This is a genomic window from Paenibacillus sp. YIM B09110, from assembly GCF_037167145.1.
Taxonomy (GTDB): Bacteria; Bacillota; Bacilli; order Paenibacillales; family Paenibacillaceae; genus Pristimantibacillus.
Map to the genome: position 1 here is coordinate 1 of NZ_JBANSP010000011.1, position 17,665 is coordinate 17,665.

Annotated in this window: 19 protein-coding genes and 1 other RNA gene; 11 read left to right on the forward strand and 9 right to left on the reverse strand. The window is 49.2% G+C overall.

Annotated features, from left to right (window positions below; all coding sequences use genetic code 11):
• Positions 1-685: 685 nt before the first annotated feature.
• The 3 genes from pepF to V8F51_RS17025 all read right to left on the reverse strand — a co-directional run bounded on the left by pepF (position 686) and on the right by V8F51_RS17025 (position 3,252).
• Positions 686-2,476, reverse strand: coding sequence for an oligoendopeptidase F (gene pepF / locus V8F51_RS17015; protein ID WP_337101508.1), 1,791 nt, complete (start codon positions 2,474-2,476; stop codon positions 686-688).
• A gap of 206 nt (positions 2,477-2,682) precedes the next feature.
• On the reverse strand, positions 2,683-2,865 hold the full coding sequence (locus tag V8F51_RS17020; RefSeq protein WP_337101509.1) for a hypothetical protein: 183 nt from the start codon (positions 2,863-2,865) through the stop codon (positions 2,683-2,685).
• 153 nt (positions 2,866-3,018) lie between these two features.
• Positions 3,019-3,252: a hypothetical protein gene (locus V8F51_RS17025; RefSeq protein WP_307202023.1), complete on the reverse strand. Its 234-nt coding sequence runs from the start codon at positions 3,250-3,252 to the stop codon at positions 3,019-3,021.
• A 171-nt stretch (positions 3,253-3,423) separates the two neighbouring features.
• Here V8F51_RS17025 and V8F51_RS17030 point away from each other — a divergent pair, with 171 nt between their 5' ends.
• Both V8F51_RS17030 and V8F51_RS17035 read left to right on the forward strand, forming a co-directional pair.
• Complete coding sequence (locus tag V8F51_RS17030; RefSeq protein ID WP_337101511.1) at positions 3,424-4,125, forward strand: class I SAM-dependent methyltransferase; 702 nt, start codon at positions 3,424-3,426, stop codon at positions 4,123-4,125.
• Positions 4,126-4,203: 78 nt separating this feature from the next.
• Positions 4,204-4,401, forward strand: coding sequence for a cold-shock protein (locus V8F51_RS17035; protein ID WP_307202019.1), 198 nt, complete (start codon positions 4,204-4,206; stop codon positions 4,399-4,401).
• Positions 4,402-4,521: 120 nt separating this feature from the next.
• Here the strand turns inward: V8F51_RS17035 and V8F51_RS17040 are convergent, their stop codons facing one another.
• Positions 4,522-5,715 carry an MFS transporter gene (locus V8F51_RS17040; RefSeq protein ID WP_337101512.1) on the reverse strand — a complete coding sequence of 398 codons (1,194 nt, stop codon included), beginning with the start codon at positions 5,713-5,715 and terminating at the stop codon, positions 4,522-4,524.
• Between the two features lie 138 nt (positions 5,716-5,853).
• Between V8F51_RS17040 and V8F51_RS17045 the strand changes: the two genes are divergently transcribed.
• Genes V8F51_RS17045 through pfkA form a run of 3 tightly spaced genes read left to right on the forward strand, consistent with a single transcriptional unit; the run spans position 5,854 to position 8,293 of the window.
• Entirely contained in the window at positions 5,854-6,171 is a 318-nt protein-coding gene (locus tag V8F51_RS17045; protein ID WP_337101513.1) for a hypothetical protein, read from the forward strand.
• Position 6,172: 1 nt separating this feature from the next.
• Positions 6,173-7,279 carry a tetraprenyl-beta-curcumene synthase family protein gene (locus V8F51_RS17050; RefSeq protein WP_442956446.1) on the forward strand — a complete coding sequence of 369 codons (1,107 nt, stop codon included), beginning with the start codon at positions 6,173-6,175 and terminating at the stop codon, positions 7,277-7,279.
• A gap of 45 nt (positions 7,280-7,324) precedes the next feature.
• Positions 7,325-8,293 (forward strand): 6-phosphofructokinase, encoded by a 969-nt coding sequence (pfkA, locus tag V8F51_RS17055; protein WP_337101514.1) that lies wholly within the window; start codon positions 7,325-7,327, stop codon positions 8,291-8,293.
• Positions 8,294-8,368: 75 nt separating this feature from the next.
• Here pfkA and V8F51_RS17060 read toward each other — a convergent pair whose 3' ends face one another.
• From V8F51_RS17060 to V8F51_RS17070, 3 genes are all read right to left on the reverse strand, one after another.
• Positions 8,369-9,565, reverse strand: coding sequence for a putative glycoside hydrolase (locus tag V8F51_RS17060; RefSeq protein ID WP_337101515.1), 1,197 nt, complete (start codon positions 9,563-9,565; stop codon positions 8,369-8,371).
• 145 nt (positions 9,566-9,710) lie between these two features.
• Complete coding sequence (locus tag V8F51_RS17065) at positions 9,711-9,905, reverse strand: hypothetical protein (protein WP_337101516.1); 195 nt, start codon at positions 9,903-9,905, stop codon at positions 9,711-9,713.
• Between the two features lie 146 nt (positions 9,906-10,051).
• The gene (locus V8F51_RS17070; RefSeq protein ID WP_337101770.1) at positions 10,052-10,849 is read right to left on the reverse strand and encodes a YitT family protein; all 798 of its coding nucleotides are present in this window, start codon (positions 10,847-10,849) and stop codon (positions 10,052-10,054) included.
• A gap of 196 nt (positions 10,850-11,045) precedes the next feature.
• Here V8F51_RS17070 and V8F51_RS17075 point away from each other — a divergent pair, with 196 nt between their 5' ends.
• The 4 genes from V8F51_RS17075 (at position 11,046) to V8F51_RS17090 (ending at position 14,546) form a co-directional block, all read left to right on the forward strand.
• Entirely contained in the window at positions 11,046-12,659 is a 1,614-nt protein-coding gene (locus V8F51_RS17075) for a DEAD/DEAH box helicase (RefSeq protein WP_337101517.1), read from the forward strand.
• Between the two features lie 205 nt (positions 12,660-12,864).
• Positions 12,865-13,659, forward strand: coding sequence for a YesL family protein (locus V8F51_RS17080; protein WP_337101518.1), 795 nt, complete (start codon positions 12,865-12,867; stop codon positions 13,657-13,659).
• 47 nt (positions 13,660-13,706) lie between these two features.
• Positions 13,707-13,890, forward strand: a non-coding RNA gene (ssrS, locus tag V8F51_RS17085) — 6S RNA.
• A gap of 266 nt (positions 13,891-14,156) precedes the next feature.
• Positions 14,157-14,546 (forward strand): DUF1499 domain-containing protein, encoded by a 390-nt coding sequence (locus V8F51_RS17090; protein ID WP_337101519.1) that lies wholly within the window; start codon positions 14,157-14,159, stop codon positions 14,544-14,546.
• Positions 14,547-14,657: 111 nt separating this feature from the next.
• Here the strand turns inward: V8F51_RS17090 and tpx are convergent, their stop codons facing one another.
• A complete protein-coding gene (tpx, locus tag V8F51_RS17095) occupies positions 14,658-15,176 on the reverse strand; it encodes a thiol peroxidase (protein ID WP_337101520.1) in 519 nt (172 codons plus the stop codon).
• A 101-nt stretch (positions 15,177-15,277) separates the two neighbouring features.
• Between tpx and V8F51_RS17100 the strand changes: the two genes are divergently transcribed.
• Positions 15,278-15,922 carry a rhomboid family intramembrane serine protease gene (locus V8F51_RS17100; protein WP_337101521.1) on the forward strand — a complete coding sequence of 215 codons (645 nt, stop codon included), beginning with the start codon at positions 15,278-15,280 and terminating at the stop codon, positions 15,920-15,922.
• 66 nt (positions 15,923-15,988) lie between these two features.
• Entirely contained in the window at positions 15,989-16,891 is a 903-nt protein-coding gene (locus V8F51_RS17105) for a LysR family transcriptional regulator (protein ID WP_337101522.1), read from the forward strand.
• A 52-nt stretch (positions 16,892-16,943) separates the two neighbouring features.
• Here the strand turns inward: V8F51_RS17105 and V8F51_RS17110 are convergent, their stop codons facing one another.
• The gene (locus tag V8F51_RS17110) at positions 16,944-17,630 is read right to left on the reverse strand and encodes a zinc metallopeptidase (RefSeq protein WP_337101523.1); all 687 of its coding nucleotides are present in this window, start codon (positions 17,628-17,630) and stop codon (positions 16,944-16,946) included.
• Positions 17,631-17,665: the final 35 nt, after the last annotated feature.

A 17,665-nucleotide genomic window follows, 5' to 3' on the forward strand; every position in this document is an offset into this window, starting at 1 on the left:
TGGCCAGAGGAGTGAGGCAAACCTCACTTGCCGTGAACGCAGCTTCACGAGGGATGAGGTTTGCCTCACTAATCGCTGTTTGAGTGGTCGTGCTGCGGAAATTCGGTGAGTCTGGCCTCATTGGGGATGAGGCTAGGCTCATAGATTGATGTGTGCGGATTGGGAAGGCTGGTGCATGGCTCTTCGGTGGCGATGCGTGTCGGGCATGGTGCCAGAGTAACTTGGCTATTGTTGAACGTAGCTGCTACCTACGTCAGCAAGCTGGTGTGTGAAGGAGCTCATTATATAGTGAGCCGGATCTCACTATCTGCCGCCTTATCGGAGCTCTAGGCCAGAGGAGTGAGATAAACCTCACTTGCCGTGAACGCAGCTTCACGAGGGATGAGGTTTGACTCACTCCTCGCTGGTAGGGTGGTCGTGTTGCGGCAATTCGGTGAGACTGGCCTAATTGGGGATGAGACTAGGCTCATAGATTGGTGTGTGTGCGGGACGGGAAGGCTGGTGCAGGGCTCCTCAGCGGTCTAGAAATAGGTAAACTCTCCAATTCAGTTTCCCGATATGCCGTTATTAGTCTATATTCATCCTGCGATTACGCAAGGCATAATCGTTACGCAAAAAAAGGGAAGATCCATAACCGTCACGGTTAGCGGATCTTCCCTATTCATCTTCAGCCTTCCAAATTAAACTACTTCGTCAACTGCTCCATCTGTCCGATCAGCTCTTCGAACACGCTCATCGCTTGCTCGATCGGCTCTGGCGACGACATGTCTACGCCGGCCTTCTTCAAGATGTTGATCGAGAAGTCGCTGCCCCCGCTCTTCAGGAAGCCGAGGTAACGATCGACGGCAGGTGCGCCTTCTTCAAGAATTTGCTTCGAGAAGCTCGTCGCCGCGGAGAAGCCCGTCGCGTATTTGTACACATAGAAGCTGTTGTAGAAATGCGGAATTCGCGCCCATTCCATCTCGATATCTTTGTCAATGACCATTCCCGGTCCGTAATAGTGGACGTTCAGGTCGTAATAGATTTTGTTCAGCTCCTGCGGGGTCAGCGACTCGCCTTGCTCGACGCGCTCGTGAACGATTTTTTCGAACTCGGCGAACATCGTCTGGCGGAACACCGTCGTGCGGAACTGATCCGCATAATACGTAAGCAGGTACATTTTTTCCTTCGGATCGGTCGATTTCTTCAGCATATAGTCCATCAGCAGCGCTTCGTTCAGCGTTGACGCCACCTCTGCAAGGAAGATCGTATATTGCGCATCCCGGTAGTTCTGATTGTTGTCAGAGTAATAGGAATGAAGCGCATGGCCCATCTCGTGGGTAAGCGTGAACATGCTGTTCAAGTTGTCGTTATGGTTCAACAGTACGTAAGGATGCGTGCCGAAAGCTCCCCAGCTGTAAGCGCCGCTGCGTTTGCCTTCGTTCTCGTACACGTCGATCCAGCCGTTATCGAAGCCGTCTTGCAGCACGTTTAAGTAATCCTCGCCCAGCGGTTTCAAGCTTTCCTTGATCGTTTTCTTCGCTTCCTCATACGTAATATCCATCTTGAACTCCTCTACGAGCGGAGCAAACAGATCGTACATATGAAGCTCTTCAAGGCCTAACAGCTTCTTGCGAAGGTCCATATAGCGGTGCATCAGCGGGAGATGCTTATGGATCGTATCAATGAGATTCGTATAGACCGACTGCGGGATGTTGTCGCCATAGAGAGACATATCGAGTGCAGAATCGTATTTACGCGCTTTGGCATAAAAAATATTTTTGGTTACGTTAGCGCCCAAAGTAGAAGCGAGCGTGTTTTTCAGCTTGCCGTACGTATCGTACATCGCCTTGAACGCATCACGCCTGACTTCTTGATTTTTGCTTTCGAGAAACTGTATGTAACGGCCATGCGTCAGCTCGACTTCTTCGCCGTCCTCGTTTTTCACTTTAGGGAACTTTAAGTCCGCATTGTTCAGCATGCCGAAGATCGTGCCGGGAGCGGAGCTGACGTTGCCCACTTGAGCAAGCAGCGCTTCCTCGTTCTTCGATAGCACATGCGCTTTCTGACGGCGCATTTCTTCCAGCGTATGACGGAACTTCGCAAGCGACTCGTTGCCAATCATCGCTTCAAGATCATTATCGGATAAGCCAAGCACCTCAGGTGTAATGTAGGACAGTGCTTCGCCGGTTTCGACGCTAAGCTTCTTCGATTTGTCGGAGAGAGCTTGGTACACAGGCTCTGCCGTATCCTCGTGATGCTTCATATTCGCGTATACGTACAGGCGTTCAACATGCAGCGACAATTCATCCTCTAGCTCGAAGCAAGCTTTGAGCTGAGCAGGGTCGGCAAGCTTGCCTTCGAAAGCGGCTGCTTTCTTAATCAAACTCTTCACTTCCGCGAGCTCGCTATCCCATGCTGCTTGATTCGCGAAGAGATCCTCCAGCTTCCATGTTGTTTCTGGCGCGGATTCGGAACGTTTCGGTACGTGATTCATCGAACTCCTCCTTGGTATCGAAAAAGTAGATTGCGGTTTGGCTTCGGAGTTTGGCTTCGTGCTCGCATATGCGTGAGCTGCTCCGTTGCCGGGTAACAAGCATAAAGATACAAGCAATGGGAGCCATTTCACTCGTTAATCACCTCAGGCACAGTTTTCCATTAACATGCCCTGGCAATCCAGTGAATATGTAACAACTGCTTAGATTAAGCAGAGCCCATTGTATAGAACGCATACACAATAAGGAAAAAAGCGAATGCAATGAAAATAATCGAGAAGATGGCCATGCCGCGGCGCATGCCAGGCGACAATGTATCCTTCTTCAAGACAACAAGGCCCCCAAGGACAAAGGAAGCAATGATGAAAATAATAGTAGCTGTTGGATCCATCTCGAAGCTGCTCCTCCTCTAGTCAAGCGGCAAGCATCATGATGCGATGCGCAAATCGAAGCTTGCTTGTGCTCTATCGTTACCTATGCGGACGCTTGTAACGTTATGTTCGCCGCATAGGACATTTTTTCCTGCTCTGTTCGATTCTTGAACTTACACTTCTTTGAATGCTGCCATAATTGCGGCAAGCTCGTCTTCTTTGCCGACGAAGTCGGATGGACGGAAGCGGTTCTCGGCCCAATGCAGCATTTCCGGGCGGCTGACGAATGTATGGCAGTCCTCGCCCCATTGGTCGGAAATCTCTCTGACGATCAATGTTTTGCCTTGAACCTCGACGGTCAGCATATTGTATTTGTCTGTTTTGTAAATTTCGTGTTTTTTGAACATAAATTTTCCACCTTCGAATAGTTAATTATGGTATAGTTAACATCATGCCAAATCACAAGCTATAAAGCAACATCGTTGAGCAATAATACGGTGTCGGCGATTAGCCGATCGGCATGCAGATGAGTTCAGGCATGAAGAGATGAGAAGAGACGAGACGAGGAGAGTGTCAAGATGAGTCAAGTAAAGTATGAGCAGATTGGGGTCGCTATGACCTGCAGAGGATATGAGGAATATATCCGGATGTTCGATCTGATGGAGAGTGACCTTGCTCGCGGTCCAATATTGGATGTTGCGGCAGGCGGTTCCTCGTTCACGGCAGAGGCTAAAGCAAGAGGTTATGAGGCTAACGCGGTTGACCCGCGATATGGGAACGACGTGACGAGATGGGTCGAAGAGGCCAGAGAAGAGATTGGCACATCTACCGCTAAGATTGCGAAAATCGCGGAAGTGTTCGATTGGAGCTATTACGGTTCGCTTGATAACCATCGTGCCGGACGAGAGGCATCTTTAATAAAGTTCGAAGCGGATGTGAATGACCCGAGTGGACAATCCTCCTACGTGTCAGGCAAACTTCCGAATCTGCCTTTCGCGGACGGAACATTTTCGCTCGTGCTGTGCAGCCACTTCTTATTTCTATATGCGGAGCAATTCGGCCTTGAGTTCCATAAGCAGGCGATTGCCGAGTTAATGCGTGTTACGATGAAGGGCGGCCAGATTCGCATCTATCCGTTGCAAGCGCTGAACTGGGAGCCATTCGCCCAATTAGATGAGCTGTTAACCTTTACCCGGGCGAACGGAGGCAACGTACAATTATTGCCCTCCAAGCTTCCTTTTATACCTAAAAAAAGCGATTTTATACGGATTTCACTTTAATTGCAATCACCTAAAGTTACCGCTATAATGATTCTACTCGCCGTTAATAACGGCGGTCATCTTTAGGAGGTTGTTCAATTGAAAGGTACTGTTAAATGGTTTAATGCAGAGAAGGGTTACGGCTTTATCCAAGTCGACAATGGAGAAGATGTATTCGTACATTACTCCGCCATTCAAAGCGAAGGTTTCAAGGCGCTTGAAGAAGGTCAAGCGGTCGAGTTTGACATTACTGAGGGTAACCGCGGGGCTCAAGCGGCCAACGTCATTAAATTATAAGATCGACGCTTCTTATAATAGGGTATGACCGTGTTACATCTGTAAGGTATAACAAAGAAGCGGCTGAACGCGGGACTTTTCCCTCGCTCAGCCGCTTTTTCTTATTACGTCTTTAACCCATTACCGCTCATCGCTATAATAATACTTTGCAAAGAAGCCTATCGCTGCGACCATCGCAATGATGGAGCCCATTCGGAAGAAGCTTTCCCTCCCGAACTGCTCGTAGATGAATCCTCCGAAGAAGCCGCTGATTGCGCCGGCAAGCCCCGTCCAAACGACGGCATATACCGCTTGGCCAGAGGCGCGGAATTCGTCGGGGATAATTCTAGAAATGTAGCGAAGCGCCGTCGAGAAATAAATGCCGAACGTGATGCTGTGCATCGCTTGAGCTGCAAGCGCCCATCTCGGGTCTTGAATATCGCTTACGAACCATAAGCGGACCGCATACATTATCGAAGCAATCATAAGCAGCGGAAGCTCCTTGAACTTATGACCATATTTGCCGAGCAGGAACAGAACCGGAATTTCGCTTAGCGAGGACATAAGCCATGACAGGCCAACTAAGGAGTCGCTTGCCCCTAAGTGCCTCATCGTTACGGCCAAGAAGCCCTCATTCATTCGGTGAGGAATCGAGATCGCCAAGACGAGCAGAAAGAAGATAACGATATTCCGCTGCCGCAGCAGCTTGAAGAAACCGGAAAAATCCATTTTGCGAGAAGTCGCCTGGTAGTCCTTCAGTCCAAAAACAAGACAAAGCGTAATGGCAATCGTCAACAATGCGAGGGGCATCGTCCAGTTTGATCCGATATGCTTCAATATAAGTCCGAGTGAATAGGCAGTTGCTGCAAAACCAAGTGAACCGAATATACGGATAAGAGCATAAGGTTTGCCGGTATATTGACTGGATAACAGGATCAGGCTGTCTGTCAGCGGGTTAATTGGCGTTTGAAAAAAATAAAAGCCCATCATAACGAGGCAGACGACCGCAAAATGTTCAAACGGAAGCAGGATCGATATCATGACGAGCTGGCCGAACAGGAGCAGCATGAGCAGCTTCTTAATCGTTCTCAGCTTGTCGCTCGCCATGCCGAATAAAATGTTGGCGAAGATCGACATAAGCGGGCCGATCGCATAAATAATGCCGATCTGCTGCTCCGAGTAACCGCGCTCCAAAAAATACAGCGGTATGAAGGACACGATCATCGCGGCTGTCGAATAAGAGAAAAACGTATACGTTCGCAGCGCAAAAACTTCTTTGCGGGCTGTGGCTGAGGTTGCCGGTCTATCAGCCTCGGAAGTTCCGGAAGTTTCCATTGGTGTAAGTCTCACTCCATCTCTATACGATTGCTTAATCGTCATTAATTATAGCATGGCTCTGGAAACCGACCAATTTGATTTTTGAAGCTGGATTATTGTGTATCGAAATGGTACATTTAGATGTGGAGGTTTACAATGGGGGAGTATCGATTTGATTGGAACGAACGGCTTCGCATTAGCCTTCCCATCCTTGAGAGGGATTGGGAGCAATACGAAGTATCCGAGCAAATGAAAATCATTGAGCAATGGGAGTCGATAAGGGGAACGATTCCGGATCGCGTCATCGAATTCGAACGATTGATTAACGGGAAGCAGGCAGAGCTGTTCGAGGAGCATGATTTTGATAAATGCTGCGAACTGAACTATGAAATTGCCGAATATGCAAGCCGGATTAACGAATTGCATATATGGTACCGAATTAATCAAGAGATGGAATCACGTTGGCATTCATGAAATGGAGTTCGAGGAGGATCCCATCTTGCGAGTAACGACTCTTTCAAGCGGACGCGTGCCCCAGAGCCCGATAAAGCTCATGCATCGCGTATACAAATATGTGCTGCCAGGCGTTGAGAAGGAGCTGAAGCTGCTTCGCGCGCGCGCAGAGGCTATTCCGGACGAGGAGCTTAGGAATCAGGCTCTCAGCAGTATGGACAGCAAAAAGTTTCATTGCCAAGGCGGCGCCGTATATGCAATCGTAAGTCTGGAGCATCGACATATTTTGATTCCGCTAATTGTATCACTCCAGACGATTAGCGATTATTTGGACAATCTGTGCGACCGAAGCACATCGCTTGATCCTGACGACTTCCGTCAGCTTCATCAATCGATGCTGGATGCGGTTAATCCCGCAGCGCCGCTTCAAGATTATTACAAGTATCGCAAAGAAAACAACGACGGCGGTTATCTGCATCATCTGGTGCTAACCTGCCAACGAATGGCGTCAAGCTTGCCTTCCTATTCGAGCGTCGAGCCTTATGTTACCGAGCTTGTTGCGCTTTATAGCGACTTGCAAGTCTATAAGCATATTCGTAAGGACGAACGTGAGCCGATGCTGCTGAGTTGGTGGGAGAAGCAGACGAGCAACTGCCCGGACCTGAAGTGGAATGAGTTTGCCGCTGCTACAGGCTCCACGCTTGGGATGTTCATGCTGTTCCTGGCGGCGACAGAGGACAAGTTGTCCGCAGTCGATGCTGCCGCGATTAAGAGCGGTTATTTCCCGCACGTTTGCGCTCTGCATATTTTGCTTGATTACCTGATTGATCAGGAAGAGGATCAAGAGGGCGGCGATCTAAACTTTTGCAACTATTATGATAATGATAGTCTGCTCGTTGATCGGTTAAGCATGATTGTTGCTAGAGCGCGCGAGGATGTGAAGGGGCTGCCCGCTTCGCGCTTTCATCGCCTGATTATTGAAGGGCTGCTTGCGCTGTACTTATCGGATCCGAAGGTGCGGCATCAGCCGCCGGTGAGAGACATCTCGCGCAGGCTAATGAAGAACAGTCCGCTTACACGCCTGTTTTTCCTTGTCAACAGCATTTGGATTAGGAAAAAACAAGCTTGATATTATAACCAATACAATTACACAGTGAAAGTGGAGGAATGAAACATGTCTGCAGTCAAATCAATCGCTGTACTGACAAGTGGAGGAGATTCTCAAGGAATGAACGCGGCTGTCCGTGCTGTCGTACGGAGCGCGTTGTTCCATGGGCTAGACGTATACGGTGTACAACGGGGTTACCAAGGGTTGCTTAACGACGATTTGCGCCAAATGGATTTACGCAGCGTAGGCGATATTATTCAACGCGGCGGCACGATTCTACAAACGGCTCGCTGCAAGGAGTTTATGACAGCGGAAGGCCAGCAACGCGGCGCTGAAGTGCTTCGGGCAAGAGGAATTGACGGTCTTGTCGTTATCGGCGGAGACGGCTCATACCAAGGCGCGAACAAGCTGAGCAAGCTCGGCATTAAGACGATGGGCTTGCCGGGAACGATCGATAATGACATTCCGTTCACGGATATGACGATCGGTTTCGATACAGCTGTAAGCATCGTTGTCGATGCTATTAACAAAATCCGCGATACGATGTCTTCGCATGAGCGTTCATCGATTGTCGAGGTTATGGGACGCCATTGCGGCGATATTGCTTTGCACGCCGGCCTTGCAAGCGGTGCGGAGACGATTCTTGTTCCTGAAGTGCCGTTCGATCTGAACGAGGTTGCGGATCGTATGAAAACAAACTTTGCCAAAGGCAAACGCCATAGTATTATCGTTGTTGCGGAAGGCGCTGGCAAAGGGGAGGACGTGTCGCAGAAAATTACCGATTGTTGCGGCATCGAGCCCCGCGTTACGGTGCTTGGACATATTCAACGCGGCGGCACGCCAACCGCTGTCGATCGTATTCTTGCAAGCCGCTTAGGCGACTTTGCCGTTAGCCAGCTAATGGCAGGCATATCGGGCAAAGCATGCGGCGTTGTGCGCGGCGAGCTTGTGACGACAGATATCGATACTGTCGTCAATTCCAAGAAGCCGTTCAACATGGACATGTACGAGCTGGCGCTTCGTCTATCACAATAAAGATCTTTGATCATACAGCATAAAAGGCTGCACTCAACATCCGGCGGATGAAGAGTGCAGCCTTTTTGGTTTGGTTCATTTGTAATCGACGTTCGGTGAATATTTGTTGCCTGCATTCCACAGCAGGTACTCGTTAACGCCCGAGTCGTGCAGTGCCTTGATTTGCGCTTCGACCTCTGCTTTGCCGTATTTCATGAATTGGCCTTTGCCCAGCCAGCTAGCAGTGAAGTCCTGAATCCATGGCCGAATGATCGGCTTCAGCTCTGCTGTGCCTTCAAGCTTCTTATGCGTATCCTCCATAGCGCCCTTGATGACGGCGTATGGGCTTAGATCGGGATACTTCTGCTTGAACCATCCTGTACTGTAATGGCTTGGGTAGATCATCGGCGAGATGACATGAACGTCATTCGATATTTTTACAAAGTCTTGTCCGATTCCTTCCGCTGCCGATACCGAAGCCGCATAGCCGAAGATATCGACCGATACGCGAACGCCAAGCGGCTCGAGCTGTTCTCTTGCGTATTTGACGAAGCCGGCGACGGCGTCAACGCGGCTAAGCTCCGACTTCGTAAAGGTGAGAGACTCCGCCTTCTTCTCGAAGCCTTCAGGGAAACGCACATAATCGAACTGTATTTCCTTGAAGCCTAGTCGGGCCGCTTCCTTGGCGACCGTAACGTTGTAGTCCCATACTTCCTTGCGGTAAGGATTCACGAAGCTCTCGCCTTTATTATTTTTCCATATCGTTCCGTCCTGATGCAGGAACGACAGCTCTGGCTTCTTGCGGGCGAGCACCGTATCCTTGAATACAACGATCCGGGCAATCGGATAGATTTCATGTTTCTTTAGGCTTGCCATTAAATTTCCGATATTGCCAATGAACCGCTGCGGGGTTCCAACCTCGAGCAGCTCAGGGGTTGTTGTCGGATAGGTAATATAGCCGTTATCGTCCTTAATGTCGATGACCATGCTGTTAAGCTCGGTACTGTCGACAAGCTTAAGCAGCGACTCCATTCGCGCTCCGCCTGCGCTGTGCGCGGTCACGTAGATGCCCTTAATAGCCGGCGCCTCAGGCTGCGGATCTTGTTTCACGGCTGCGATGCCGCCTGTTCCGCCGGGAATCCCGCTTAGACCGGGAGAGTCGGGTTGTATAATCGTCTGACCTGCGGCAGCGTTTATGTATACGGCGGCGAGCTGCTTAGCCGCCATGCTTTCTTCGCCGGAGCCGGTTAGCAAATTGTACAGCAGCAGTAAAGTTGATAGAATGATATCCACTATGTTCTCTCCCCGTTAGCTCTTCTGTACCCAAATTATAAAGCAGATTCCGCGGCTGGGTCATCATTTATTTTCCTAATAAGACAAAAAAACCTGCCGAGAGCGTTCTCGACAGGCGCATGGGTAATCTGTATATCCCGTATTGTCATTGCAGGAAAGCTTCTCTTTGATGCTCGCAAATACTGTGTTGCACGATTTCCATCGCGTCTGACGGCTCAAGTACAGCAAGTCCGTCCCGCAGCACAATGCTGATGTCCATTTCGCGTTCAGTGAGGAAAGGACTAAGCTCAGGCGCAAGCTTCTCTACAATTTGAGACAGTTTTACCGTTTCCAAATCCACCTTAGCATCACCCTTTCGTCGATCGATTGTTCAAAGATAGGGGAAATCCTATGGCAAGAAACCTAAACTACGGGTTACACACATTATAGCAGGATCATTTTCAAAAACATAGGGATACTCCATAAAATCCATATTCGCGTATATACTTAATCCTTCGGCTTGGAGAAGTCGCCGATTACGCCTACGGTTTCCACTATGTTAATGAAAGCATGCGGGTCGATGGAACGTATGGTCTTGCTTAGATCAGACAATTCGTACCTTGTTCTGACGGTCATCAGCATATCGCGCTCAGCCGCAGAGTAAGCTCCTTTCGTCTTAATAATAGTAATTCCGCGAGGATGGGTAAGCAGTCTCGCCAGAAGCTCCTCGGTCTTCGTCGTAATAATAAAGGCGGTAACTTTAATATGGCGAACGTGGATGATGTCGACAATCTTGCCTGCCGTATAGATGGACACGAGCGAGTATAGGGCCAAATCCCAATTTTTCGTAAATAGGACCAGGATGGCAATGACGAGGCTATTAAGTATGAATATGATCATGCCGACCGGGAAATCGCGTCTTCTCGTTACGATCGAAGCGATAATGTCGAACCCGCCTGACGATCCGCCGTAACGAAGCGCCAGTCCGCTTCCGAATCCGACGATAATGCCTCCGAATACGGAGCCCAGCACGATATCTTCGGCGATTTTGACAACAGGAAGAATTTGGAGGAACAAGGTAGACGCAATGACCATATAAATGCTCCAAATGATAAATCGGTGTCCGACAGCGAACCATCCCCAAAGCAAAACGGGCAGATTGAGCAAGAAGTATAACAAGCCGATATTGCCTCCGGTAAGGTAGCCGATCATCATGGATATGCCAGATAAACCGCCGCTTAGCAGTTGATGCGGAATAAGGAATAAGTTGAAGCCTGCTGCAACGAGCAGGGCTCCTAACGTCATGACTGGTACGTTGTATAGATGCTGCAAATTTTGACGATTCAAGTCAGGACGCCTCCCGTGAAACAGACTAGACAAGCCGCTTTTTGTCGTTTGTAGTATGGCTTTATTTGGTTTACTGGTATTCACAATTGTTTCTGTGCTATAATGATTTGGATATTCTTAAGTAGGCTGTAGATAGAAGGAGTTTGAGAAAAGTTTGAAAACATTTGCTGAATTTGGCTTGGAACCTAAGGTGTTGCAAGCAATTACTGAACTTGGATTTGAGGAATCAACCCCGATTCAAGACAAAGCGATCCCTATCGCACTGGCAGGAACCGATCTTATCGGCCAGGCACAAACAGGAACAGGGAAGACAGCGGCATTCGGAATACCGCTCATTAACAAAATTCCGACAAGCGAGGAACGCATTGTCGCATTAATAATGACGCCAACCCGTGAACTCGCTATTCAGGTGGCTGACGAGATCGGGAAGTTGACTCGATACAAAGGTCTTCGCTCATTGCCGATTTACGGTGGTCAAGAAATCGGTCGCCAAATCCGTGCATTGAAGAAGAAGCCACAAATCATTATCGGTACGCCAGGACGTTTGCTCGACCATATCAACCGCAAGACGATTCGTCTCGAAGACGTTCAAACGGTTATTTTGGACGAAGCGGACGAAATGCTGGACATGGGCTTCATGGAAGACATTCAGTCGATCCTGAAGCAAGTACCGGAAGAGCGTCATACGATGTTGTTCTCGGCTACAATGCCGGCTAACATCCAGAAGCTAGCACAACAATTTCTGAAGAATCCGGAGCATGTCTCGGTAATCCCGAAACAAATTACGGCTCCATCGATCGAGCAAGCTTACATTGAAGTGCATGAGCGTCAGAAGTTCGAAGCGCTTAGCCGCCTGCTCGATATGGAATCGCCTGAGCTTGCCATCATCTTCGGCCGTACGAAACGCCGGGTAGATGAGCTTAGCGAAGCGCTTCAGAAGCGTGGATATTCCGCTGACGGCTTGCATGGCGACTTGTCGCAGAACCAACGTGACAGTGTTATGCGTAAGTTCCGTGACGGAAGCATTGACGTACTTGTTGCAACTGACGTTGCGGCACGCGGTCTCGACGTATCCGGCGTAACGCATGTAATCAACTTTGACCTTCCGCAAGATCCGGAGAGCTATGTTCACCGTATCGGCCGTACAGGCCGCGCAGGCAAAGAAGGAACAGCGTGGTCGTTCGTAACGCCGCGCGAGACGGATCACCTTCACTTCATCGAGAAAATCACTCGTCAGAAGATGAACCGCAAGCCTCTTCCTAGCATTGCAGAAGCAATCGAAGGCAAGCAACGCGTAACAGCGGAGCGTTTGCTCGATATCATTAACAACGATGATTTCAATGAGTACAAAGCCATCTCGATCCAACTTCTTGAGCAATACGATTCGGTTCACCTGCTTGCAGCTGCAATTAAATTGCTGACTGGCGAGAAGAAGAACGTCGATATCGAATTGACGCCAGAAGAACCGCTTCGCGCTAAGAAGCGTAGACCAGATGTTCGCTCCAACGGCCGTCCATTCAATCGCAGCGGCTCCTCCTCCTCTTATGGCGGCAACCGCAGCGGTGGTACAGGCGGAAGCAGCGGCGGCGGTTATCGCGGACGCGATGACAGACGCAGCAGCGCTGGAAGCAGCAGCGGCAGCAGCAGCTCGCGCGGCGGTTATGAGAGCCGTGGCGGAAGCGGCGGTTATGGCGGCAAGCGCAGCAGCGAAGGCCGCAGCGACAGCCGTCGTCCGAAGAGCAGCAGCGAAGGTTTCGTCAACAATTAATTGTGTCTAAGCTATGAGCTGCGCTAAGACGAAGGCAGCCAGCGCTTCGCGGTCAATGAAACCGGGGAAGTCCGTTATGCCCGGCGGGCATTCGGGTTTCCCTGGTTTTTTATTTCGCGAAACATTGCTTCACGTCGCTTTATAGGACGGAGTTAGCCGTTTCACCTTGCATTCTTAAGAATGGACTTATCTGGAGGCAGATCAAATGGAACCAAGAGGACTAATGGGGGGATTTTACCGAATCTCCGAATGGATTATGCGTTTAGCGGTAATTAATGTATTGTGGTTGGTCTGCTCAATACCATTTGTATTTTTTGCCTGGACACTCCTTATTGCTGGAACGGGTACGGAAGCCGAAATGCTTAGTCAAGTGTATATGACGCTTATTTTCATGGCTGTCGTTGCGCCATTTACGTTGTTCCCTGCTACTGCAGCGATGTTCGCCGTCGCGCGCAAGTGGGTTACGGGCGAAGTGGATGTTGCCTTGTTCAAAACCTATTTCCGCAGCTATAAGGAAAATTACAAGCAGAGTATGCTGGGCGGTATTATTTACACGCTGCTGTTCACTATTATGATTGTCGATTTTATCGTGTACCGCGAACAATTAAACCTATTGTCGTACATTTTCGTCGCATTTCTTATTTTGCTCGTCGTATCGCTGTTCAACTTCTTCTCGATGCTCGTTCATTATCATATGAAAACGTTTCAATTGCTGAAGAACGCCGTATTGATCACGATCGGAAGACCATTCCGTTCCTTGTCCACGGCGATTATGGCCGGAGCTGTCCTGTACTTCAGCACGAGATTTACGTTTCTTATTCCGTTCTTCATGGGGAGCATCATCGCGTACTTATCGTATTGGAACTTCAACTTGATTTACCAGAAGCTCCAAGATCAAGCCGAGAAAGCAAGGCTTGCTGAGGAAGAAGCGGCTGAGGAAGCGGCAGAACTTGATCGAGTCGATCTGATTAAGCATGATTCGGACAACTCCAACAAATAACAACCTGTCAGCGTTTACTTTTGCATCGCATACGTCTATAATAACAATACATCCTGCGATGTTCGTTTCGGCTTTTCGTTGTTTTGAACCAATGGCTGTTTCACGGGAGACCTAGATTGGAACGCAGCTGACAAGCCCTCGAAAGGGGATCTCAAAAGCGTTTCTGCGGACACCCACCTGCGAGAGCAGGGTTCAGAAACATGTAAGTCGGACGGCATAGGCGGGTTTCTTATTCAACCAAAGGGAGCTTTTGCCGGAGAGATCCGGTGAATGCTCTTTTTTCATACGAAACGTGAGCTAGTACCGGCAAGCATGGCAACTGCCGTTTACGCTTAAATTCTAAGCCAAGAATAACGGGATGCCTCGTTATTCTTGGCTTAGAATTCTCCGCGAAACGTAAGCTAACGCCGCAATGACGGCGTCTGCCGTTTACGCTCGGGACAAATCATGGTATCATAGAGAGTAATGTACATAGATTTCGGAGGGGGAGATCGTTGTTGTTGAAGCGGACCTTTATCGGGCTGCTGCGCAGTCATGAACAGACAGGCGACAGAGCCAAGGATCCAATGCTGAAATCTCATTTCTACAAGCTCTCGAAGGAGAAGGCTTGGGAGGAAGTTATATCGACTCTTAAGAAGATGCAGGGCTACAAGGTATTACATGAGGTGCAATCTGTAGGAGAGATCGTACTGGAGAAGCGTACAGCATTCGGCAGAACGATGGACATTACCGTTTCCGTCATCAGCGTTAATCCGCTTACTTCGGCTGTCGACATCTATTCGGCATCGCGCGGCTCGTTGGGCGACCTCGGATCGAATTATAGGGTTATTATAGACCTCTACCGGACGCTGGACAAAAAACTTTCGGCGTTCAAAGTATCAAGCTAACGAACATACATGTTTTACTTAAAAAACAAAAACAAAGCGAGGAAGGATGTCCTTCACTCGCTTTGTTTGCGGTCAAACGCCTATTGCGTTATGGATGAATATCGCTTGGCCTTACAGTAGTGCTTTGACAGCGCTAATCGCTTGCTCATAGTTCGGGTGCTCTGTCATTTCAGGCAAGTACTCGACATATTGGATCGTATCGTTCGCATCGATTACGAAAATCGAACGCATATCGAGACCCAGCTCTTTAATGTATACGCCATAAGCTTCGCCGAAGCTGTGCGCTTTGTAATCGGAGAGCAGAACAACTTTGTCAACGCCGGACGCGCCGCACCAGCGCGATTGAGCGAATGGCAAGTCTACGCTTACAGTTAGAATAGCGACGTTCTCGCCCAGGGATGCTGCTTCAACATTGAAGCGGCGCGTCTGTGCATCGCATACGCCTGTGTCGATCGAAGGAACAACGCTGATTAGCTTAACTTTGCCTGCGTAGTCGGCAAGCGATGCGTTCTCCACCAAGTTTTTGTTAATGGAGAAGTCTGGAGCTTTGTCTCCAACTTTGAGTTCCGGGCCGATAAGTGTAATTGGGTTGCTCTTGAATGTTGCAACGCCTGTACGTTCCTGTGACATGTGAAATGTCCTCCTCGATTTGAATGGTCAATACCAAATTCATTATAATCGTAATGAAACTACATTGTCCAATTCATGGATGGGAAAAAGGGGCTGAAATAATGATTTTTTTGCGTTATGAAAGTTTTCGCGAGTACTTGAAGCAATATCCGGTTACGGCAACGATTATTGCGCTTAATATCTTGTATTTTATTGTCATCGCAATCAATGGCAATCCGAACAATGCGAGCCATGCCTACGATTATGGAGCGTTTGTAACCATACCTGGGGTTGATCCGTATGGTATGCAAGAGCCTTGGCGGTATTTGACCTCCATGTTCATGCATTCAGGTGTAGAGCATTTGCTCTACAATATGTTTTCGCTGCTCATCTTCGCTCCGCCGCTTGAAAGATTGCTTCGATCGTCGAAGTACATCGTTTTCTATCTTCTATGCGGTGTTGGGGGCGACGTCTTTAGTGCTTGGGTGCACGCGTTGCAGAATGATGGCGCGCATATTGCGGTAGGGGCATCAGGTGCGATTTATGGCGTGTTCGGAGCGTTTCTATATTTATCTTTGTTCCGAAGAGCGTGGCTGGATGAAAGCTCAAGGAAGACGGTCTACATGATACTTATATTTGGGGTCATCTATTCGTTTCTCGTTCCAAGGGTTGACCTTTGGGCGCATGTTGGCGGAGGAGTAACGGGGTTTCTTCTCTACAATTTGTTCGACCGCAGCATGCTGCGCAAGAAGCGCTTAGGGCGATAAGTAAGATGAGCGTAGGAAGGACAACAATCAAATTAAAGGTCCTTGACAGGAGAGAGAAAAACCTAGATGGAACTTCGTCAGCTTTATTATTTTGTAAAAGTAGCAAAAAAAGAACATGTAACGCAAGCGGCGGAAGAGCTGCACGTTGCGCAATCGGCTGTTAGCCGTCAAATTCATCAGCTGGAGGAGGAGCTTGGGGTCAAGCTGTTCGTTCAGAAAGGCAGAAATTTGCAGCTGACCCAGGTTGGCCAGCTGTTTCTGAAGCGTGCTGAAGCGATTCTCATTGATTTGGAACGGGCGGTTGTGGAAATTCATGAGTTTCTCGATCCGGAGAAAGGCGAGATTAGGCTTGGATTTCCGCATAGCTTAGGCATTTCTTTGATTCCCCAGGTCGTTGCGGCGTTCCGTAAGCTGTATCCGAACGTGAAGTTTCGCTTCAAGCAAGGAATGTATCCGTCACTCATTCGCGATATGATTAAGGGAGAGATTGACTTGGCCTTTATTTCGCCATTTCCTGACGATCATGAATTCGTATGCGGTGAGGTATTGCTGACAGAGGAACTGTACGCTATTCTGCCGCCGGGTCACCCGCTTTCGGATGAACCGGCAATCGAGCTTAAACAGCTGGAGCATGAGACATTCGTGCTGTTCAGTGAAGGCTATTCCCTTCGGCCGATTGTATGGGAAGCGTGCCAACAGGCTGGATTCACGCCGGATATCGGGTTCGAAGGCGAAGAGACGGATACGATTCGCGGGCTCGTCGCCGCCGGTATGGGAGTAAGCTTGCTGCCTGAATTGGCGCTCCATTATACAGGGCCGCTTCAACCGGCTAAGGTGCGGATCAGCCACCCGCAGGTGACGAGAACAATTGGACTTATTCGCCGTTCGAACGAGAAGCTTCCGCTTGTTGCCAAAGTATTTCATGGATTTCTTATTCGGTATTTTAATGATCGCAAGAACAATTCCTAATCATATAGGAAAGGCTTCCCGGGCACATATTGCCCTAGGAAGCCTTTTTTTGTTATTCATCGCGCCTAGATGTGAAGATCATAATGTATTTGAGCAGCTCCAGTAAGGAGATAAGCGCTGCCGCTACATAAGTAAGCGCCGCTGCGTTAAGCACCTTAGCTGTCCCGCGTTCCTCTTCGTTCGTAATGATGCCCTCAGCAATCATTAGCTCTCGCGCTCGGCTGCTGGCATTGAACTCGACTGGCAGCGTAATGAGCTGGAAAGCGACGGCAACCGAGAAGAAAGCAATACCTATACCAATGAGACTAGGGGCTGTGAACAATAGTCCTGCCAGAAACAGGAAGGGAGCTGTTCCGGATGCGAAGTTAACGACTGGGAAGATGCGATGACGGATAACAAGCATGGGGTAATGAACGGAATGTTGAATGGCATGTCCGATTTCATGACAAGCGACGGAAACTGCGGATATGGATCTTTCGTAATAGACGGGCTCCGATAAACGCACTATACGATGTACCGGATCGTAATGGTCGGTCAGGGAGCCCCTGACAGGCTCTATGGGAACACTCGACAGTCCGTTGCTGTCGAGCAGCAGTCTAGCCGCCTCGTAGCCTGTGAGGCCTCTCGCGGCAGGTATGCGCGACCATTTGTTGAACGTGCCCTTAACGCGGAATTGAGCCCAGATGCTGATCGCTAAAGCGATTAGGATGACGGAATCCATCGGGTGAAAGAGCAGCATAGATGCATTCCTCCATAGTTGACTGACATCGGCGC

Excerpts from the sequence above, each read along its gene's own strand:
- V8F51_RS17040 (WP_337101512.1), bottom strand. The coding sequence starts at position 5,715 with ATGGAAACTTCCGGAACTTCCGAGGCTGATAGACCGGCAACCTCAGCC.
- pepF (WP_337101508.1), bottom strand. The coding sequence starts at position 2,476 with ATGAATCACGTACCGAAACGTTCCGAATCCGCGCCAGAAACAACATGG.
- V8F51_RS17020 (WP_337101509.1), bottom strand. The coding sequence starts at position 2,865 with ATGGATCCAACAGCTACTATTATTTTCATCATTGCTTCCTTTGTCCTT.
- V8F51_RS17050 (WP_442956446.1), top strand. The coding sequence starts at position 6,173 with ATGGAGTTCGAGGAGGATCCCATCTTGCGAGTAACGACTCTTTCAAGC.
- tpx (WP_337101520.1), bottom strand. The coding sequence starts at position 15,176 with ATGTCACAGGAACGTACAGGCGTTGCAACATTCAAGAGCAACCCAATT.
- V8F51_RS17105 (WP_337101522.1), top strand. The coding sequence starts at position 15,989 with ATGGAACTTCGTCAGCTTTATTATTTTGTAAAAGTAGCAAAAAAAGAA.
- V8F51_RS17025 (WP_307202023.1), bottom strand. The coding sequence starts at position 3,252 with ATGTTCAAAAAACACGAAATTTACAAAACAGACAAATACAATATGCTG.
- V8F51_RS17045 (WP_337101513.1), top strand. The coding sequence starts at position 5,854 with ATGGGGGAGTATCGATTTGATTGGAACGAACGGCTTCGCATTAGCCTT.
- pfkA (WP_337101514.1), top strand. The coding sequence starts at position 7,325 with ATGTCTGCAGTCAAATCAATCGCTGTACTGACAAGTGGAGGAGATTCT.
- V8F51_RS17110 (WP_337101523.1), bottom strand. The coding sequence starts at position 17,630 with ATGCTGCTCTTTCACCCGATGGATTCCGTCATCCTAATCGCTTTAGCG.
- V8F51_RS17030 (WP_337101511.1), top strand. The coding sequence starts at position 3,424 with ATGAGTCAAGTAAAGTATGAGCAGATTGGGGTCGCTATGACCTGCAGA.
- V8F51_RS17070 (WP_337101770.1), bottom strand. The coding sequence starts at position 10,849 with ATGACGTTAGGAGCCCTGCTCGTTGCAGCAGGCTTCAACTTATTCCTT.
- V8F51_RS17100 (WP_337101521.1), top strand. The coding sequence starts at position 15,278 with ATGATTTTTTTGCGTTATGAAAGTTTTCGCGAGTACTTGAAGCAATAT.
- V8F51_RS17080 (WP_337101518.1), top strand. The coding sequence starts at position 12,865 with ATGGAACCAAGAGGACTAATGGGGGGATTTTACCGAATCTCCGAATGG.